Source organism: Neobacillus paridis (genome assembly GCF_016765675.1).
In the GTDB taxonomy this organism is placed as follows: Bacteria; Bacillota; Bacilli; order Bacillales; family Cytobacillaceae; genus Neobacillus; species Neobacillus paridis.
Genome location: NZ_JAESWB010000025.1, coordinates 184,106 through 201,189, shown reverse-complemented (window position 1 = coordinate 201,189; position 17,084 = coordinate 184,106). Strand labels below are relative to the sequence as shown.

General features: G+C 41.3%; 16 protein-coding genes. 1 reads left to right on the top strand and 15 read right to left on the bottom strand.

Annotated features, from left to right (window positions below):
* Nucleotides 1-135: 135 nt before the first annotated feature.
* The 6 genes from racE to JK635_RS02925 form a co-directional block, all read right to left on the bottom strand.
* Nucleotides 136-936 carry a glutamate racemase gene (racE, locus tag JK635_RS02950; protein ID WP_306792898.1) on the bottom strand — a complete coding sequence of 267 codons (801 nt, stop codon included), beginning with the start codon at nucleotides 934-936 and terminating at the stop codon, nucleotides 136-138.
* An 88-nt stretch (nucleotides 937-1,024) separates the two neighbouring features.
* Nucleotides 1,025-1,471 carry a MarR family winged helix-turn-helix transcriptional regulator gene (locus tag JK635_RS02945; protein ID WP_202652230.1) on the bottom strand — a complete coding sequence of 149 codons (447 nt, stop codon included), beginning with the start codon at nucleotides 1,469-1,471 and terminating at the stop codon, nucleotides 1,025-1,027.
* A 194-nt stretch (nucleotides 1,472-1,665) separates the two neighbouring features.
* Nucleotides 1,666-1,890 (bottom strand): spore germination transcription factor GerE, encoded by a 225-nt coding sequence (gene gerE / locus JK635_RS02940; protein ID WP_009796032.1) that lies wholly within the window; start codon nucleotides 1,888-1,890, stop codon nucleotides 1,666-1,668.
* 229 nt (nucleotides 1,891-2,119) lie between these two features.
* Complete coding sequence (gene sdhB, locus JK635_RS02935) at nucleotides 2,120-2,881, bottom strand: succinate dehydrogenase iron-sulfur subunit (RefSeq protein WP_202652229.1); 762 nt, start codon at nucleotides 2,879-2,881, stop codon at nucleotides 2,120-2,122.
* 21 nt (nucleotides 2,882-2,902) lie between these two features.
* On the bottom strand, nucleotides 2,903-4,654 hold the full coding sequence (sdhA, locus tag JK635_RS02930; RefSeq protein ID WP_202652228.1) for a succinate dehydrogenase flavoprotein subunit: 1,752 nt from the start codon (nucleotides 4,652-4,654) through the stop codon (nucleotides 2,903-2,905).
* 52 nt (nucleotides 4,655-4,706) lie between these two features.
* Nucleotides 4,707-5,315: a succinate dehydrogenase cytochrome b558 subunit gene (locus JK635_RS02925; RefSeq protein WP_202652227.1), complete on the bottom strand. Its 609-nt coding sequence runs from the start codon at nucleotides 5,313-5,315 to the stop codon at nucleotides 4,707-4,709.
* Between the two features lie 422 nt (nucleotides 5,316-5,737).
* On the opposite strand from JK635_RS02925, the gene JK635_RS02920 reads away from it, so the two are divergent.
* A complete protein-coding gene (locus tag JK635_RS02920) occupies nucleotides 5,738-6,190 on the top strand; it encodes a YslB family protein (protein WP_202652226.1) in 453 nt (150 codons plus the stop codon).
* A gap of 81 nt (nucleotides 6,191-6,271) precedes the next feature.
* Here the strand turns inward: JK635_RS02920 and uvrC are convergent, their stop codons facing one another.
* The 9 genes from uvrC to JK635_RS02875 all read right to left on the bottom strand — a co-directional run bounded on the left by uvrC (nucleotide 6,272) and on the right by JK635_RS02875 (nucleotide 17,083).
* Entirely contained in the window at nucleotides 6,272-8,044 is a 1,773-nt protein-coding gene (gene uvrC, locus JK635_RS02915) for an excinuclease ABC subunit UvrC (RefSeq protein WP_202652224.1), read from the bottom strand.
* 133 nt (nucleotides 8,045-8,177) lie between these two features.
* Entirely contained in the window at nucleotides 8,178-8,492 is a 315-nt protein-coding gene (gene trxA / locus JK635_RS02910; protein WP_202652223.1) for a thioredoxin, read from the bottom strand.
* A 193-nt stretch (nucleotides 8,493-8,685) separates the two neighbouring features.
* Nucleotides 8,686-9,663, bottom strand: a complete 978-nt coding sequence (locus JK635_RS02905) for an electron transfer flavoprotein subunit alpha/FixB family protein (protein ID WP_202652222.1) — start codon at nucleotides 9,661-9,663, stop codon at nucleotides 8,686-8,688.
* Between the two features lie 209 nt (nucleotides 9,664-9,872).
* Nucleotides 9,873-10,646, bottom strand: coding sequence for an electron transfer flavoprotein subunit beta/FixA family protein (locus JK635_RS02900; RefSeq protein WP_202652221.1), 774 nt, complete (start codon nucleotides 10,644-10,646; stop codon nucleotides 9,873-9,875).
* 87 nt (nucleotides 10,647-10,733) lie between these two features.
* Complete coding sequence (locus JK635_RS02895) at nucleotides 10,734-11,507, bottom strand: enoyl-CoA hydratase (protein ID WP_202652220.1); 774 nt, start codon at nucleotides 11,505-11,507, stop codon at nucleotides 10,734-10,736.
* Nucleotides 11,508-11,535: 28 nt separating this feature from the next.
* Nucleotides 11,536-12,120: a fatty acid metabolism transcriptional regulator FadR gene (gene fadR / locus JK635_RS02890; RefSeq protein ID WP_202652219.1), complete on the bottom strand. Its 585-nt coding sequence runs from the start codon at nucleotides 12,118-12,120 to the stop codon at nucleotides 11,536-11,538.
* A gap of 186 nt (nucleotides 12,121-12,306) precedes the next feature.
* Nucleotides 12,307-14,013 (bottom strand): AMP-binding protein, encoded by a 1,707-nt coding sequence (locus tag JK635_RS02885; RefSeq protein ID WP_202652218.1) that lies wholly within the window; start codon nucleotides 14,011-14,013, stop codon nucleotides 12,307-12,309.
* Between the two features lie 282 nt (nucleotides 14,014-14,295).
* Nucleotides 14,296-14,703: a DUF350 domain-containing protein gene (locus JK635_RS02880; RefSeq protein WP_202652217.1), complete on the bottom strand. Its 408-nt coding sequence runs from the start codon at nucleotides 14,701-14,703 to the stop codon at nucleotides 14,296-14,298.
* A 19-nt stretch (nucleotides 14,704-14,722) separates the two neighbouring features.
* Nucleotides 14,723-17,083, bottom strand: a complete 2,361-nt coding sequence (locus tag JK635_RS02875) for an endonuclease MutS2 (RefSeq protein ID WP_202652216.1) — start codon at nucleotides 17,081-17,083, stop codon at nucleotides 14,723-14,725.
* Between the last annotated feature and the right edge of the window lies 1 nt (nucleotide 17,084).

The following is a 17,084-nucleotide window of genomic DNA, read 5'->3' as shown; positions in this document are numbered from 1 at the left end:
CCCCCCAAAGACAGTTTGTACTATCATATATACGAGCCTATAAAAAAATTAGACCGGCTTTAGAAAGAAAAATTAATGTTGATATCGAAAGAGTAGTAAAAACCAGAACCTCCTTTTAATCAAAGGAGGTCCTTCTTATAGCTTAATCTTTTTTACCTGGTTGACAGGAAATTGTGGCCCGAGCCATTGGGAAGCAATTTTTGAAAAAATCCATGTTGAACCGGTTGTATAAAATTCATGAACCGGCTGATCATCATCAGTATCCAGCCGCCCATTATATTCCAAAATGGCACTTACCTCCCGAGCCGTTTCATCACCTGAGCTGATCACCTGTACCTTATCCCCCATTTCCCTTTGTATCAGTGTGCCAAGTAAAGGGTAATGGGTACAGCCCATGATCAACGTATCTAAATTTTGATCGATTAATGGCTTTAACGCTTCACTAACGATTTTTTCAGCAATCGGTCCATCATATTCGCCGCTTTCAACTAGTGGAACAAATTTGGGACAGGCCTGACTTTTAATATAAAGCCGGCTATTTAACGATTTTAAAGCTCTTTCATAAGCCCCGCTTTTCACAGTTCCTTCAGTTCCAATCACACCAACCCGATAATTCTTTGTTCGCTTAACTGCTGCCCGGGCTCCCGGATTAATAACACCCAGGACCGGAATCGGAAGCTCCCGGCGAATTTCCTCAAGGGCCGCTGCCGTCGCCGTATTACAGGCAATGACGAGCATTTTAATATTTTTTTTTAATAAAAAATGAGTTAATTCCCATGTAAATCTTTTTACTTCCTTTGCTGTTCTTGGACCATAGGGACAGCGGGCGGTATCTCCCAAGTAGATTATTTTTTCATTCGGAAGCTGCCGCATGATTTCTTTTGCAACTGTTAGTCCGCCAACACCGGAATCTATTACACCAATTGGTTGTTTCAAAACTTCTCGCCTCATTTAAATTCTTGAAATACTGCGTCTTTTGTGCCAGCCAAAACCAGACTGCTGCCAGCAAAATATCCTTTTCAAATTAGCGCATTTCTTCATGCAGCTTTTCCAGATTATTTTGCAAAAGTTGAATTTCTTCTATTGAAAAATTCTTTAACACTTCTGCTAAATAGGCCTGCCGTTTTTTAATGACTTCGTCAATAATTCTTTTTCCTTCTTCAAGTAAATGAATTTGGACAACACGGCGGTCATGTGGATCTTTTACTCGTTCAACTAATTGATTTTTCTCCATACGGTCGACCAGATCCGTTGTTGTGCTACAAGCTAAATACATCCGGCTGGAAAGCTCGCCAATTGTCATGTCCCCCTCTTCAAAGAGCCATTGCAAGGCGACAAATTGGGGGGGCGTAATCTTATAATTAGTCAGCATTTCCCTGCCTTTTTGCTTAATAATTCCGGAGATATAACGTAGATCCTTCTCAATATTAGCAATAATGTCCCCAGTTCTTTCTGGATTTTCGGGTTTCATGTATTCTACACTCCTAAAATAGGCTTCTCCTCGAGACAAGGTAAACTTGTCCTTATTTTCTACTTTTTCAAGGAAAAATTCAAGTAAAACTATTGAATATCCGATTTGTTGATTAACAACCACTGCTTATAGGATTTTACCTTTTGCACCGCTAAAAAGCATGAACCGGCCTCCATTACGGATGCCGGCCATGTTTATAGTTCTAGCTCTCCCATACGAAGGAGTTCTACAACTGCTTGTGATCGCCCCTTTACACCAAGCTTTTGCATTGCGTTGGAAATATGATTCCGAACCGTTTTCTCGCTTATAAATAATTCACCAGCAATTTCTTTTGTTGTTTTATCTTGTACTAACAGTTCGAATACTTCCCTTTCTCGTTTGGTGAGTAATGGCTTGTGAGTATATTCATTCTCCTTCAAGTATTGTAACCCTCCTTGCCTTCGCCAGTTATGCACCGGGGGTGGGTATATATTTAGTCACCATATCATATGTGAACAGTGGAAAGGTAGTGACTGTATTCGCCTTGAAGCAGGAGATTTTTATTAACCTTATCTAGCAAGTTATTTTTTTCTCCCGACCTGATTTCGAACGCAAACAACAAAACAACCTTCTTTTTCAGCAAAACTGGAAAAAGAAGGTTGTTTTCGATTAGGCTCTATCACTGCCAAAGAAGTTTTTGAATGATTGAAGGGTTGCATCACGGTTAACGGCTGCGATCGATGTTGTTATCGGAATACCCTTCGGACATGCTTGAACACAGTTTTGTGAGTTACCACAGCCTGTCAGCCCGCCATCCTCCATAAAGGCATTAAGACGTTCTGCCTTGTTCATGGCACCTGTTGGGTGGGCATTGAATAAACGAACTTGGTTAAAGACAAATGGTCCCATGAAATTCGTTTTACTATTTACATTTGGGCATGCTTCCAAGCAAACGCCGCAAGTCATACATTTAGATAACTCGTATGCCCATTGACGCTTCGTTTCCGGCATCCGCGGACCAGGTCCGAGGTCATAGGTTCCGTCAATTGGAATCCATGCTTTAACTTTCTTTAAGGAATCAAACATTTTGCTGCGGTCGATTTGCAGGTCACGGACAACAGGGAATGTTTTCATCGGTGCCAGACGGATTGGCTGTTCCAGCTTGTCTACCAGCGCTGAACATGCTTGGCGCGGCTTGCCATTGATAACCATTGAGCAAGCACCGCAGACTTCTTCAAGACAGTTCATATCCCAGGTGACTGGTGCAGTCTGCTGACCTTTATTATTTACAGGGTTTCTCCGAATTTCCATTAACGCTGAGATAACGTTCATATTGGGACGATATGGAACTTCGAATTCCTCCTCGTAAGGGTTAGAGTCCGGAGTATCCTGACGAGTAATGATAAATTTAACTGTTTTCGTTTCTGCCATTTTTTCCTACTCCCCTTTCACTTAATGCTTCTTCGTATAATCGCGCTCTCTCGGCTTAATCAAGGAAATATCAACATCCTCGTAATGGAAAGCTGGAGCAGAACTAGAATCAACAAATTTCGCCATTGTTGTTTTCAAGAAGTTTTCATCATCACGTTTAGGGAAATCAGGTTTATAGTGAGCACCACGGCTCTCATTACGGTTGTAAGCACCAATAGTGATGACACGTGCCAATTGCAGCATGTTTTGTAATTGACGGGTGAATGCAGCTCCTTGGTTGCTCCATTTTGCCGTATCATTAATGTTAATGTTTTTATACCGTTCTAATAGTTCTTGAATTTTTTCATCTGTTTTTAACAGCCTGTCATTATAGCGAACTACGGTAACATTTGCGGTCATCCATTCGCCGAGCTCCTTATGAAGCACATACGCATTTTCAGTACCATCCATCGCCATAATTGCATTCCATTTCTCTTGTTCTTCTTTAACTTTGCGATCAAAAACAGTTGAAGATATTGCATCGGAACTTTTTTCAAGTCCCTCAATATATTTAAGTGCATTAGGTCCGGCAACCATGCCGCCATACACGGCTGAAAGCAAGGAGTTCGCACCTAATCGGTTTGCACCATGCTGTGAATAATCACATTCACCAGCAGCAAACAGACCCGGAATATTTGTCATTTGATCATAATCCACCCATAAACCGCCCATTGAATAGTGAACAGCAGGGAAAATTTTCATTGGAACCTTATGCGGATCATCTCCGGCGAATTTTTCATAAATTTCAATAATACCGCCAAGTTTTACATCCAATTCATGTGGATCCTTGTGCGATAAATCGAGGTAAACCATGTTTTCACCATTAATACCTAATTTCATATCAACGCAAACATGGAAAATTTCACGCGTTGCAATATCACGAGGTACCAGGTTTCCGTATGCAGGATATTTTTCTTCCAAGAAGTACCATGGTTTTCCATCTTTATATGTCCAGATACGTCCACCTTCACCACGAGCAGATTCACTCATGAGACGAAGTTTGTCATCACCAGGAATGGCGGTTGGGTGAATTTGAATCATTTCACCATTTGCATAATAAGCCCCTTGTTGATAAACAATAGATGCAGCAGAACCAGTATTAATAACAGAGTTAGTTGATTTTCCAAAGATAATTCCCGGTCCGCCTGTCGCCATGATCACGGCATCAGCAGCAAATGATTTAATTTCCATCGTTTTTAAGTCTTGTGCTACAATCCCGCGGCAGATACCTTCATCGTCAAGGACTGCACCTAAAAACTCCCAGCCCTCATACTTTGTCACCAATCCGGCAACTTCGTGACGGCGCACCTGCTCGTCCAAAGCATATAGTAATTGCTGTCCGGTAGTTGCGCCGGCAAATGCAGTACGGTGATGCTGTGTCCCACCAAAGCGTCGGAAATCAAGCAATCCTTCCGGAGTACGGTTAAACATAACTCCCATCCGGTCAAATAGATTTATGATACCAGGTGCTGCTTCACACATCGCTTTAACTGGCGGTTGGTTTGCCAAAAAGTCGCCGCCATAAATTGTATCGTCAAAGTGAATCCATGGGGAATCCCCTTCACCTTTTGTATTTACTGCTCCATTAATACCGCCTTGGGCACAAACGGAGTGAGAGCGTTTAACCGGAACAAGTGAAAACAATTCTACAGGTGTTCCATGTTCTGCAACTTTAATCGTTGCCATCAAGCCAGCAAGTCCACCGCCGACTACGATCACCTTGCCATTACTCATATCGTAAGTCACTCCCTAATTCTAAATCCTGTATTTTTCCGTTCAAAATCTATTAAATAAATGCAAAAACAGTTTGAATTCCCACGATGGACAAAACTACAAAAATAATCATAGTTACATATGTAGAAATCACTTGAGAACGAGGCGATAATGTAATCCCCCAACTAACCATAAACGACCATAATCCATTAGAAAAATGGAAAATAGCTGAAATAATCCCAACAAGGTAAAAGCCAATCATAAATGGTGAGGAAAGAATATCCTCCATCATTTGGTAGTTAAGAGGTGTGCCAAACATCATTGCAATCCTTGTTTCCCAAACATGCCATGCAACAAAAATAAGAGTAATAACACCTGTAATCCGCTGTAGAAGGTACATCCAGTTTCTAAAATACCCGAACTTCCCAGTGTTTACAGTGCCCGTAAAGGCAATGTATAGGCCATAAATTGCATGGTATAATAAAGGTAAGAAAATTAATAAGATTTCAAGGACATGCAAAAATGGCAAACTCTCCATAAAATTTGCGGCTCGGTTAAATGATTCCGCTCCCCCTGTTGCTTGGTGGTTGACTGTGAGATGCACCAATAGAAATAAGCCAATTGGAACAACCCCAAGCAATGAATGCAATCTCCGATTAAAAAACTCGCGATTACCCGCCATTAATAAATTGAACCCCCTTTGAATTTTCACGATGATGTTAAGTCCCCAAATTTCCCCAAAAACTTACATCACTGTGACAATTATGTGACATGTACATTGTACTCCCAACAACATAGAGCGTCAAGGAAACGGATACATATTCTATCGTTAATAGATAAAATATTTAAAATATATTGCTATTATAATAGTTTTAAAAAATCCTCCTGGTCATCTTTGCAACGATAAATTATTCCGGCAATTTTTGGATGTATTCCCAATAAATTTTGGCTGGAATTTTTCTCGTTTAGGGAACAATAAATTATCAGGAAAATTAGTAAATATTCCTAATATAATAATCCGCTCTTCACAACCCTTTTTTAAAAAACAGTGCTGAAACTTTACTCAAATTGTATATAATAGAATGGTAGAAAGAGGGGAAACTTGTGAACGAAAGCACAGCTTCAAAACAATTAATCAATACTGATGATCCCAGGTCCATTTCCATCTTTGGATATGAATTAATTCGGGAAATTCTTTTACCTGATATATTGGGAAAAGATACCCCGGAAATATTATATTGGGCTGGTAAACACCTCGCACGTAAATATCCATTGGATGATTACGACAAAATTGTCGAATTTTTCGATCAAGCTTCGTGGGGACATCTTGTATTAAAAAATGAAACAAAAACCGAAATGGAATTTGAATTAACCAGCCCGCTGCTTGTATCCCGGGTAAAATCAAAAGCTGAGCAATTCTTTCAGCTGGAGGCAGGCTTCCTGGCCCAACAAATCGAACGGCAAAAACAAGTGATAACTGAAACCTTTGAACACCCAATAAAAAAAGCCAATATCGTCCGCTTTACAGTCAAATGGGATCAAAAAGATTCGGTATAGGCTTCGGTGCCAGGCACTATGTGAATGATTCAGATAGTGCCTGACACCATTTTTTCGCTGAAGCAGGTACTGCGGTTGTTGCTATGTTTGTAATTTTTTTAACAGTTCTTCGGCAACGTGATGCGGCAGCCCAATTGCTGTGAATTCCTCCAGGCTTGCCTGCTTCATTTTTTTCACGGAGCCAAAATGCTTTAATAACAGCTTTTTCCGCTTTTCACCAACGCCAGGAATATCGTCCAGCATGGAATGGAAAGCATTTTTGCCGCGTGTTTGGCGGTGAAAGGTGATGGCGAACCGGTGAACCTCATCTTGAATCCTTTGCAGCAAATAAAATTCTTGACTATTTCGTGGTAGGGGAACCATTTCTAACGGATTACCGAACAAAAGCTGTGAAGTCCTATGCTTCTCATCCTTTACCAGGCCTGCCAAGGGAATATCCAGGCCGAGTTCATTTTCCAGCACGTCTCTGACTGCTTCCACATGTCCTTTGCCACCATCAATAATAATTAAATCCGGCAGCGGCAGGTTTTCCTTCAGAACGCGGGAATATCTCCTTCTTGTTACCTCTCTCATCGATTCGTAATCATCAGGCCCTTGAACCGATTTGATTTTATATTTCCGATACTCACGTTTGTCCGCTTTTCCATCAGTAAAGACAACCATTGCTGAAACCGGGTCAGTTCCTTGAATATTGGAGTTATCAAAAGATTCAATGCGATGCGGTGTATAAATTCCAAGAAGTTCTCCCAAATTTTCCACCGCCTTAATCGTTCTTTCTTCATCTTTTTCAATTAGCGAGAATTTCTCATTCAAAGCAATTTTGGCATTTTTAATCGCCAACTTGACGAGATCCTTCTTTTGTCCTCTCTTTGGCTGCAGTACTTTTACTTCTAGAAGCTGCTCCGCCATATGCACATCTACTTCGTCCTGAATGAGAATTTCCTTTGGCTTAAAATGATTCGGTTGTTGGTAAAAACGACCAAGAAAGGTCAAGATTTCTTCCTCCGGTTCATTATAGACGGGGAACATCGAGACGTCGCGCTCAATCATTTTTCCCTGACGGACAAAAAAGACCTGCACACACATCCAACCTTTGTCAACAGCGTAGCCAAACACATCGCGGTCGGTAAAATCCGTCATCGTAATCTTTTGTTTTTCCATAATCGTTTCAATATGAGCAATTTTGTCGCGATACTCCTTGGCCCGTTCAAAATCAAGTTCCTCGGCAGCAGCTGTCATTTTCTCGGTCAGTTCTTTTTTTATTTCTTTATACCCGCCATTTAAAAAACGGGTAATTTCATCAGTTATTTGTTTGTACTGTTCTTCACTCACGTCATTCACACATGGTGCCAGGCACTGCCCAAGATGGTAATACAAACAAACGCGATCCGGCAAGGTCGCGCATTTTCTTAGAGGATAAATCCGGTCTAGCAACTTTTTCGTTTCATTTGCAGCACCAACGTTTGGGTAAGGGCCAAAATATTTTCCTTTATCCTTTTTGACTTTTCTGGTGATGATGAGCTTTGGATGTCGTTCCGCTGTCAGCTTGATAAACGGATAGGTTTTGTCATCTTTCAACATCACATTATATTTAGGATCGTGCTTTTTGATTAAATTCAATTCCAGCAGTAATGCCTCAATATTAGAGGAGGTTACAATATACTCAAAGTCCTCAATTTCCTGGACAAGCCGCTGGGTTTTACCGTCATGCGATCCGGTAAAGTACGATCGAACACGGTTTTTTAAGACTTTAGCTTTGCCAACATAAATGATCGTTCCCTGACGGTCCTTCATTAAGTAGCAGCCAGGCTGATCAGGCAGCAATGTCAGTTTTTGTTTAATCGTTTCATTCATTCCGGCCACTCCTTTCTGGCAATTCACTTTCCTATCCATATTAAAACAATCCGCCTGTAAAGAAAAGCACGAAATTATGTAAAAAAGCCTCAACCAGAAAGATTCCGGTTAAGGCTTTGGCGTAATAAATTGATTAGATGTGCTTTTGCAGGACGCTTTCCAAAGCTTCTTTTGGCTGGAAGCCGACTACTTTGTCAACGACCTCGCCATTTTTGAATACCAATAGTGTTGGGATGCTCATAACACCAAAGTTAGAAGCAGTTTGTGGATTATCATCCACATCCAATTTTTTAATTTTCACTTTATCGCCCATTTCAGCGTCAAGTTCTTCCAAAACAGGAGCAATCATTTTACATGGACCGCACCATGGTGCCCAGAAATCTACCAGAACAAGGCCAGAGCTTATTTCAGCTGAAAAGTTTTGATCTGTTATGTGAGAAATTGCCATAATTTACTTAACCTCCTACAAATTACTTTCAAATACTACCGAAAGTATAACATTGATTGAAAAATCAAGCTAATAATTTGTTTCCTAAGTACTTTTCCCCGGATACAAACGGGCTATGCAAAAAGCGAGCAGTCTCTATGCTGCCCGCTTCTCTTATTGTCCAGCGATGACCAAGGCGCTTGCGCTTTTCTTATTATTGATGAACTTTTAGCTTTTTAAATTCTTCCGTTAGCATTGGGACAACATCAAACAGGTCGCCGACGATTCCGTAGTCTGCTACTTTGAAGATATTTGCTTCTGGATCCTTGTTGATTGCAACAATTACTTTGGAGTTTGACATCCCGGCAAGATGCTGGATGGCGCCAGATATACCACAAGCGATATAAAGATCTGGTGTAACAACTTTACCAGTTTGACCGATTTGCAGCGAATAATCGCAGTATTCAGCATCACATGCACCTCGGGAAGCACCTACTGCACCGCCTAATACGTCGGCCAATTCTTTTAATGGTTTGAAGCCTTCAGCACTCTTGACTCCGCGCCCACCGGAAACAACTACCTTTGCTTCGCTCAGGTCAACGCCTTCAGTTGCCTTTCTCACCACTTCTTTGATGATCGTACGAAGGTCTTTAATTTCAACGGAAAGAGAAGTAACTTCACCGCTTCTTGATTCGTCTTTTTCTAACGGTGTGATGTTATTAGGACGAACGGTTGCAAAAATTAATCCGTCTGTGACGATTTTCTTTTCGAATGCCTTGCCTGAATAGATAGGTCTTGTAAACACAACATTTCCTCCAGCCACTTCAACTGCAGTTGCATCTGAAATCAGGCCGGATTCGAGTTTGGCAGCGAGTTTTGGTGATAGGTCTTTCCCAAGGGCCGTGTGACCGAAAACCAGTCCTTCCGGCTGCTCTTGATCAATTACAGCTAGGATTGCTTGGGAATACCCATCAGAAGTATATTGAGCCAATTTGGCATCTTCTACTACAACGACACGATCTGCACCGTTTTTAATTAATTCTGTACCTAAATCGCTTACATTCTCACCAAGTAATACTCCGACAACTTCTCCACCTTCAGCCACCGTTTTTGCTGCAGCCACTGCTTCGAAGGATACGTTACGTAAGGAGCCGTCGCGAACTTCTCCTAATACTAATACTTTTCTGGACATATGAGTTTACCCCCTGTATACGAACTATGGCCTTCCGCGCCACCATTTAACTTTGAAAAAACGAACAAATATCTCTCACCAGCCAATGCAGGCGGTGTGAACAGAATCGGAAAAGGCATTACATTAGTATGGCCAATCCGCTTTCATTGGTTAGCATTAACTCACGTTAAACGGCATTCCGCCTCATTTTCAAAAATTTGATGTGCTAATTAGACTACTTTTGCTTCAGTGTGAAGCAGATGAACCAACTCTTTTACTTGATCGGATAGCTCTCCTGCTAAGACTTTTCCAGCTTCCTTTTTAGGCGGCAAATACACTTCGATTGTCTTTGTTTTTGCTTCCACATCTTCTTCATCCAAATCAAGATCATCCAATTCTAATTCTTCAAGCGGCTTCTTCTTCGCTTTCATAATCCCAGGAAGCGATGGATAGCGCGGTTCGTTCAAACCTTGCTGCGCTGTTACTAACAGTGGCAGGCTTGTCTCAATTACTTCGGAATCACCTTCAACATCACGGGTCACTGTTACATTGTTACCATCGATCTCTAATTTCGTAATCGTAGTTACATAGGGAATATTGAGCAGTTCCGCAACACGTGGTCCGACTTGGCCAGATCCGCCATCAATCGCAACGTTCCCGCCTAAAATTAAATCAGCTTCTTTATCTTTTAAATATTCAGCAAGAACTTTGGCAGTAGTAAATTGGTCGCCGTTTTCAACATCGTCCTCTGTATTGATAAGAACTGCTTTATCAGCGCCCATTGCAAGCGCAGTGCGCAATTGCTTTTCAGCCTCTTCGCTGCCAACAGAAATAACTGTTACTTCACCGCCATTTGCATCGCGGACTTGAATTGCTTCCTCAATGGCATATTCATCATAAGGGTTGATGATGAATTCAGCACCATCTTCGTTGATCTTTCCGCCGCTTAATGTAATTTTTTCTTCGGTATCAAAGGTTCTCTTCATTAATACGTAAATATTCATGATCTAGCGCCTCCTAAAAAATTCAAACATTTGTTCAGTTAAAAAGATTGAAAAAATTGGAGCTAAAAAATTATTAAATAGATATGTTTACTCTCCTTTAAAATGCGGCTCTCTTTTTTCAATAAAAGCCTGGATCCCCTCTTTCGCGTCATTTGACACAAAGACCTCTCCAAATAACTCCGCTTCTTTTTTCATACCTTCATAGAATTCGCCCGTTTTGGCATAGTTTAATAGTTGAATAGCCGCATGAAGCGAAACAGGGCTTTTCTTGGCAATTTTTTGTGCCAGCTTTAACGCTTCTCCCAATACTTCTGTCTCCGGATATGCATGATTAGCCAGACCGTATTCCACTGCCTCCAGCCCGGTTATTGGCTCTGAGGTAAACATCATTTCGGCTGCTCTAGCCATTCCAACATACCTTGGCAGCCGCTGTGTTCCGCCAAAACCAGGAATTATCCCAAGCTGGAGTTCAGGCAGCCCCAGTTTCGTGGTTTCACTAACCAAGCGGATATGGCATGCCATGGCCAGCTCTAAACCGCCGCCAAGCGCAGCACCGTGAATGGCGGCAATGATTGGTTTTGGAAACTTTTCGATCCGGTCAAACAAATCTTGTCCAAACTTACCAAAATTTGAAGACCCTTCTGAAGAATTAAGCGTGGTAAATTCCTTAATATCTGCCCCGGCTGAGAAAAAGCGTCCCTCTCCATGAATCACAATCACCCTAATGTCGCGGTTTGGTTCGATTTCATCCAGCACTGCTGATAATTCCCGTAAAAGACCTGATGAAAGCGCGTTTGCCGGCGGACGTTGTATGGTAATCGTGGCAATCCTGTCCTGACTTGACCATTTTAAATAGTCCATCCCAATAAATTCCCCCTTTGTTCAGACCCTAGCAACCGCCAAATCCATTGATAAACATATTATGGATTGGGGATGCCAAAGCTTTTAAATCATATTTTTCTTCATTCATCACCCATGTCGTAACTGTTTCATCAATTGTGCCAAAAACCATTTGTCGGGCAAGACGAATATCAAGATTGTTTGAGAACTCACCATTTTCCTTGCCTTCAATCAGTATCTTATCAATCACCTTTAAATAACCTTTCAACACATCATTAATTTTCAATCGTAAATCTTTATTGGATTGACGTAATTCCAACTGTGTAACAATGGCAAGATGATGATCGGCTGAAAGCAATTCAAAATGAGTTTCAATCATCTTTAATAACTTCTCCGTTGCGGTCTTTTTTCCTGCTATCATTTGCTCTATTTTTTCAATAAAAGTTCCCATTTTTTCTTCAAAGAGAGAGATAAGAATATCTTCTTTATTTTTGAAATAAAGATAAATGGTCCCGTCGGCGACTCCCGCCTGCTTCGCAATTTTTGATACTTGTGCTTGGTGATAGCCGTTTTCCGCAATCGCTACCACTGCGGCATCAATGATCTGCATGTATTTTGGTTTTGTCTTCTTCATTGTAATCCCTTCTTTGAAGAAAAATTTAAAAAGAAAAATATGAATGAATCATCATTCATATTTTTATAATAGATTTTATCGGCATGTCTGTCAAGAAAACAAATTGACTTTCAAGCAACAAATTTTTATCTATGATCTATGCTGTTGGGACAAGCTTACTGCAAAAAAAAATTAAAATTGTTCGGATTAAGCATGGTTTTTATTTTGTTCATCGATTTTTTTCTTTTCTTCTTCGACAAGCTGTCTTCTTAAAATTTTTCCAACGGCTGTTTTAGGTAATTCGTCTCTGAACTCATATATTCTCGGCACTTTATAGGCTGCCAGATATTTTCTGGCAAATTGATTCATTTCTTCTGAGGTAACCTTTGCGCCTTCCTTTAAGACGATGTAAGCCTTAACGGTTTCGCCGCGATATGGATCAGGAACACCTGCAGCTACAACCTCCACTACATCCGGGTGCTCATACAATACTTCCTCGATTTCTCTGGGATAAATATTGTACCCTCCGGCGATGATCATATCCTTCTTGCGATCAACCACATAAAAATAGCCCTTTTCATCCATATAGCCAAGATCACCGGTATACAGCCAGCCGTCTTTCAAAACTTCGGCGGTTTCATCAGGCCGATTCCAGTAGCCTTTCATGACCTGAGGCCCTTTAATGACAATTTCGCCAATTTCACCAGGGGGCAGCGGCTCTTCTGAACCAACAGCAATGATTTTTGCCTCTGTATCCGGATATGGAACCCCAATACTGCCTTTTACCCTTTCCACATCCCACAGGAAATTCGTATGTGTCACTGGTGATGCTTCTGATAATCCATAGCCTTCGACTAGCTTACCATTCGTTACCTCTTCGAACTTCTGCTGGACCTCTAACGGAAGTGGGGCGGATCCACTGATGCAGACCTCAATGGAAGACAGATCATATTTCTTTATATCAGGATGGTTCAGCAGACCGATATAGATGGTCGGTGCCCCAGGAAAAAGTGTAGGACGTTGTTTGTGAATCGTTTTTAACGTTTCTAACGCATCAAATTTTGGCATGAGAATCATTTTGCCAGCCATTTTTATCGATAACAGCATACAAACAGTCATACCATAAACATGGAAAAAAGGAACAATGCCAAGAATCGTTTCTTCACCAGGGTGACATTTGTACATCCATTTCTCGCTCATTGTCGTGTTGGCCATTAAATTCTTATGCGTCAGCATTACGCCTTTTGGAAAACCGGTTGTCCCTCCCGTATATTGGAGCAATGCAAGGTCTTCATCAGGATTGATCTCATACTTGGTCAGTTTAAGCGGTTTCATTTTTAGAATTTCTGAAAGCAAGTGTGAATTTCCTTCATGCTTTACTTTAACGACCAGTCCGTATTGTTTTTTCTGAATAAAGGGATACAGAAGATTTTTAGGAAACGGCAAGTAATCTTTAATGCAAGTGACGATGATATGCTTTAGTCCTGTCTGCGGCATTACCTTTGTTACTCTAGGATAAAGGATATCAAGGGTGACGATGGCTTTTGCCCCTGAATCTTTCATTTGATATTCTAATTCACGTTCCGTATACAGCGGGTTCGTTTGAACGACAATTCCTCCGGCCAGCAGAATTGCAAAATAGCTAATGACTGCCTGCGGCGTATTCGGAAGCATGATGGCAACACGGTCTCCTTTTATAATGCCGATGTGGTTTTGCAGATATCCGGCAAACTTTACGGCCTCCTCATGCAACTGTTTAAAAGTTAACTCCTTGCCCATAAAATGAATGGCAACTTTATCTGGATAATTTGCAGCGGAATTTTCCAAATATGTCTGAATCGGGTCAGAGGAGTACTCGATCGTGGCAGGTATCTCTTTAGGATACAATTTCAACCATGGTTTAGATTCTATCATTTATTAACCTCCCTTTACGAAAATTTTTAAAAATTCCAACTACTCATTTAATTATAGTACAGGATTATATATTTAACAATTCACAATTTTCTCCCCTCTAATTTACCTGGTAGTAAAAAAAATCACCACTGAAGGATCAGTGATGACTTTAATTAGATTGAAATGTCTAACGGAACATTCGATTCATGTGAAAAATACAAGATATATAATCCCGATCAGAATAAACACAGCTGATAAACCTATCAGAACCTTTGCTAAATTTTTCATTTTCCCTTTCTCCCCTTAAGAAATTCCTGCACCGATCACATAAGATAACCCGATCGAGATCATCATGGAAATGAAACCGACGGCACGATTATCATTTTGAATTTCTTCGTCAATTTTAAACTTTGGCGTCAAAAATTCAAAGATAAAATAGCCTGCCAACAATAGGAAAAAGCCATAAATCCCCCATCCAATCATAGAAGTCAATGAAGTATGCTCTTCAATTGTACTGCGAAAAATATTTGCAATCCCGAAGATTTTTCCTCCGGTCGCCATGGCCACGGCCAGATTGCCATTTTTAATTTCTTCCCAATTCCGATATTTCGTGACCAATTCAAAAATCGCCAAAAAAACAATTGTGCATAAAATGACAACACTATAATAAGCTGCAATTTGAATATACTCATTTTCCCAAAACTGGTTCATTGCAAAGTCTCCCCGGACATTATTTAAATTCCACTACAGTGACACCGGTGCCTCCTTCTCCGGCCTCGCCAAAGCGGATTTTCTTAACCGCTCGATGATTTCTTAAATACTCCTGAACTCCTTGTCTTAAAGCACCTGTTCCTTTTCCATGAATAATTGAGACACGCGGGTAGCTTGCAAGAAGAGCGTCATCAATATACTTTTCTACCTTGAGCAGCGCATCTTCATACCGTTCTCCACGTAAATCCAACTCCAGTTTAACATGGGAGTCGCTGCCTTTTACAATGGCCATCGGTCTTGTCTCTTGTTTCTTTTCCGTTGACCCAAGATATTCCATATCTTTTTCTTTGACCTTCATTTTTAAAATTCCCATTTGTACCTGCCACTCATCAGCAGAAACTTTCTCCACAAGTGTACCTCTCTGATCAAAGGTTAAAACCCTCACTTCATCCCCGGGCAGATATTGCTGCTTTTTACTCTTCTTATTGGTCAATTTCGCTGATTTAGTCATCTCCGGTACTGCTTTTTCCAGACGTTTCTTAGCATCAATTAATTCGTGTTCTTTTATTTCAGCGTGCTTTTCCGTTCGCATTTTACGAAGATCGCGAATGACCTGCTCGGCTTCTTTTTTGGCTTCATCGACAATTTCAGCCGCCTTTGCAGCCGCTTTTTCGAACATCGAATCTTTCTTCTCATAGAATTCTATCATCTGTTTTTGCAAATCTTTATGAAGCTTTTCCGCCTGCCTTAAAAAGTCCAATGCTTCCTGCTGTTCGATTTCTGCCTGGTGCTTGCTTTCTTCAAGCGACGCGATCATGTTATCAATTTGATTGGTGTCCTCACTAATATAGGACCTGGCATTATTAATGATTCGTTCATTGAGGCCAAGGCGTTGGGAAATTTCAAATGCATTACTGCGGCCGGGCACTCCCAGCAATAATTTATAGGTGGGGCTTAGTGTCTCGACATCAAACTCAACACTGGCATTCAAGACGCCTTCACGATTATAGCCGTATGCCTTTAACTCCGGATAGTGAGTGGTAGCGACTACCCTGGCACCAATCCGATAAACCTCGTCTAGAATCGAAATCGCCAATGCTGCTCCTTCTTGTGGATCAGTACCGGCACCTAGCTCGTCAAACAGGACAAGGCTGTTATCATCAACTCGATTTAAAATATCGACAATATTTACCATATGGGAAGAAAATGTACTCAAGCTTTGTTCAATGGATTGTTCATCACCAATATCGGCATAAACAGCGCCAAACACCGCCAGTTCGGAACCATCCTGGGCCGGTACCTGCAATCCGGCCTGAGCCATAAGCGAACATAGTCCAAGTGTTTTGAGCGTAACCGTTTTCCCGCCGGTATTGGGACCGGTAATGACAATCGTGGTATAATCTTCGCCAAGCAAAATGTCATTTGCGACAACCTCATCAAGCGGAATGAACGGATGCCTTGCCTGATATAATGCGATTCTGCCTTCATTGTTGATAATCGGCATCGTCGCTTTTATTTTTTTCCCATATCTTGCCTTGGCAAAAATAAAATCTAAATTAGCCAGGATCTTGACAATGATTTGCAGTTCGTTTGCAAATTCGGCCACTTTTGCTGACAGCTCGGTAAGGATTCGTTCAATTTCCAATTGTTCCTTAACGCGGATGTCCTGCAGCTGATTGTTTAATTGCACAATCACCTGCGGCTCAATAAACAATGTTTGCCCCGAAGAGCTTTGGTCATGAATAATCCCGCCGTAATGACCGCGGTATTCTTGCTTAACAGGGATGACAAAACGGTCGTTGCGAATAGTAATAATCGCATCTGACAGCATCTTTTGGGCGCTGGAGGAACGAATCATACTTTCTAATTTTTCCCGGACCCGTGCCTCATTGGATCGCAGCTGGTGTCTTAAGGTCCGAAGCAGTTCGCTGGCCCCGTCCAACACTTCACCGCTCTCGTCAATCGCCTGTTTAATGACATGCTCCAGGTTCGTTAGTGGAATAATCTGATCCACCTGCTCCTTTAAAATCGGTATCTCAGTGCGTTCTTCATCAATTTCCTCAATAAAACGTTTCATTTGCCGGCTTGCGTAAATGGTGCTGGAAATTTGCATCAATTCATGCGGGCTTAACACCCCGCCAATGATGGAACGCTTAATATGCGGCCTGATATCATAGATCCCTGAAAGTGGAATATTGCCTTTAATCCGATAAACAGTGGCCCCCTCATCGGTTTCTGCCTGAAGTTTCACCACCTCGTCGAAATCCGTTGATGGTACCAAGTTTGCTATTTTTTCTTTCCCTAGTGATGAAGCCGCATGCTCTAACAGCTGCTCTCTCACTTTAGTAAATTCTAACACTTTTAATACTTTATCTTGCATG

What these genes read in the sequence shown, in the direction of transcription:
- JK635_RS02945 (WP_202652230.1), bottom strand. Translation starts at nt 1,471, where the DNA reads ATGAAACCCGAAAATCCAGAAAGAACTGGGGACATTATTGCTAATATT.
- sdhB (WP_202652229.1), bottom strand. Translation starts at nt 2,881, where the DNA reads ATGGCAGAAACGAAAACAGTTAAATTTATCATTACTCGTCAGGATACT.
- sdhA (WP_202652228.1), bottom strand. Translation starts at nt 4,654, where the DNA reads ATGAGTAATGGCAAGGTGATCGTAGTCGGCGGTGGACTTGCTGGCTTG.
- JK635_RS02925 (WP_202652227.1), bottom strand. Translation starts at nt 5,315, where the DNA reads ATGGCGGGTAATCGCGAGTTTTTTAATCGGAGATTGCATTCATTGCTT.
- uvrC (WP_202652224.1), bottom strand. Translation starts at nt 8,044, where the DNA reads ATGAATGAAACGATTAAACAAAAACTGACATTGCTGCCTGATCAGCCT.
- trxA (WP_202652223.1), bottom strand. Translation starts at nt 8,492, where the DNA reads ATGGCAATTTCTCACATAACAGATCAAAACTTTTCAGCTGAAATAAGC.
- JK635_RS02905 (WP_202652222.1), bottom strand. Translation starts at nt 9,663, where the DNA reads ATGTCCAGAAAAGTATTAGTATTAGGAGAAGTTCGCGACGGCTCCTTA.
- JK635_RS02900 (WP_202652221.1), bottom strand. Translation starts at nt 10,646, where the DNA reads ATGAATATTTACGTATTAATGAAGAGAACCTTTGATACCGAAGAAAAA.
- JK635_RS02895 (WP_202652220.1), bottom strand. Translation starts at nt 11,507, where the DNA reads ATGGACTATTTAAAATGGTCAAGTCAGGACAGGATTGCCACGATTACC.
- fadR (WP_202652219.1), bottom strand. Translation starts at nt 12,120, where the DNA reads ATGAAGAAGACAAAACCAAAATACATGCAGATCATTGATGCCGCAGTG.
- JK635_RS02885 (WP_202652218.1), bottom strand. Translation starts at nt 14,013, where the DNA reads ATGATAGAATCTAAACCATGGTTGAAATTGTATCCTAAAGAGATACCT.
- JK635_RS02880 (WP_202652217.1), bottom strand. Translation starts at nt 14,703, where the DNA reads ATGAACCAGTTTTGGGAAAATGAGTATATTCAAATTGCAGCTTATTAT.
- JK635_RS02875 (WP_202652216.1), bottom strand. Translation starts at nt 17,083, where the DNA reads ATGCAAGATAAAGTATTAAAAGTGTTAGAATTTACTAAAGTGAGAGAG.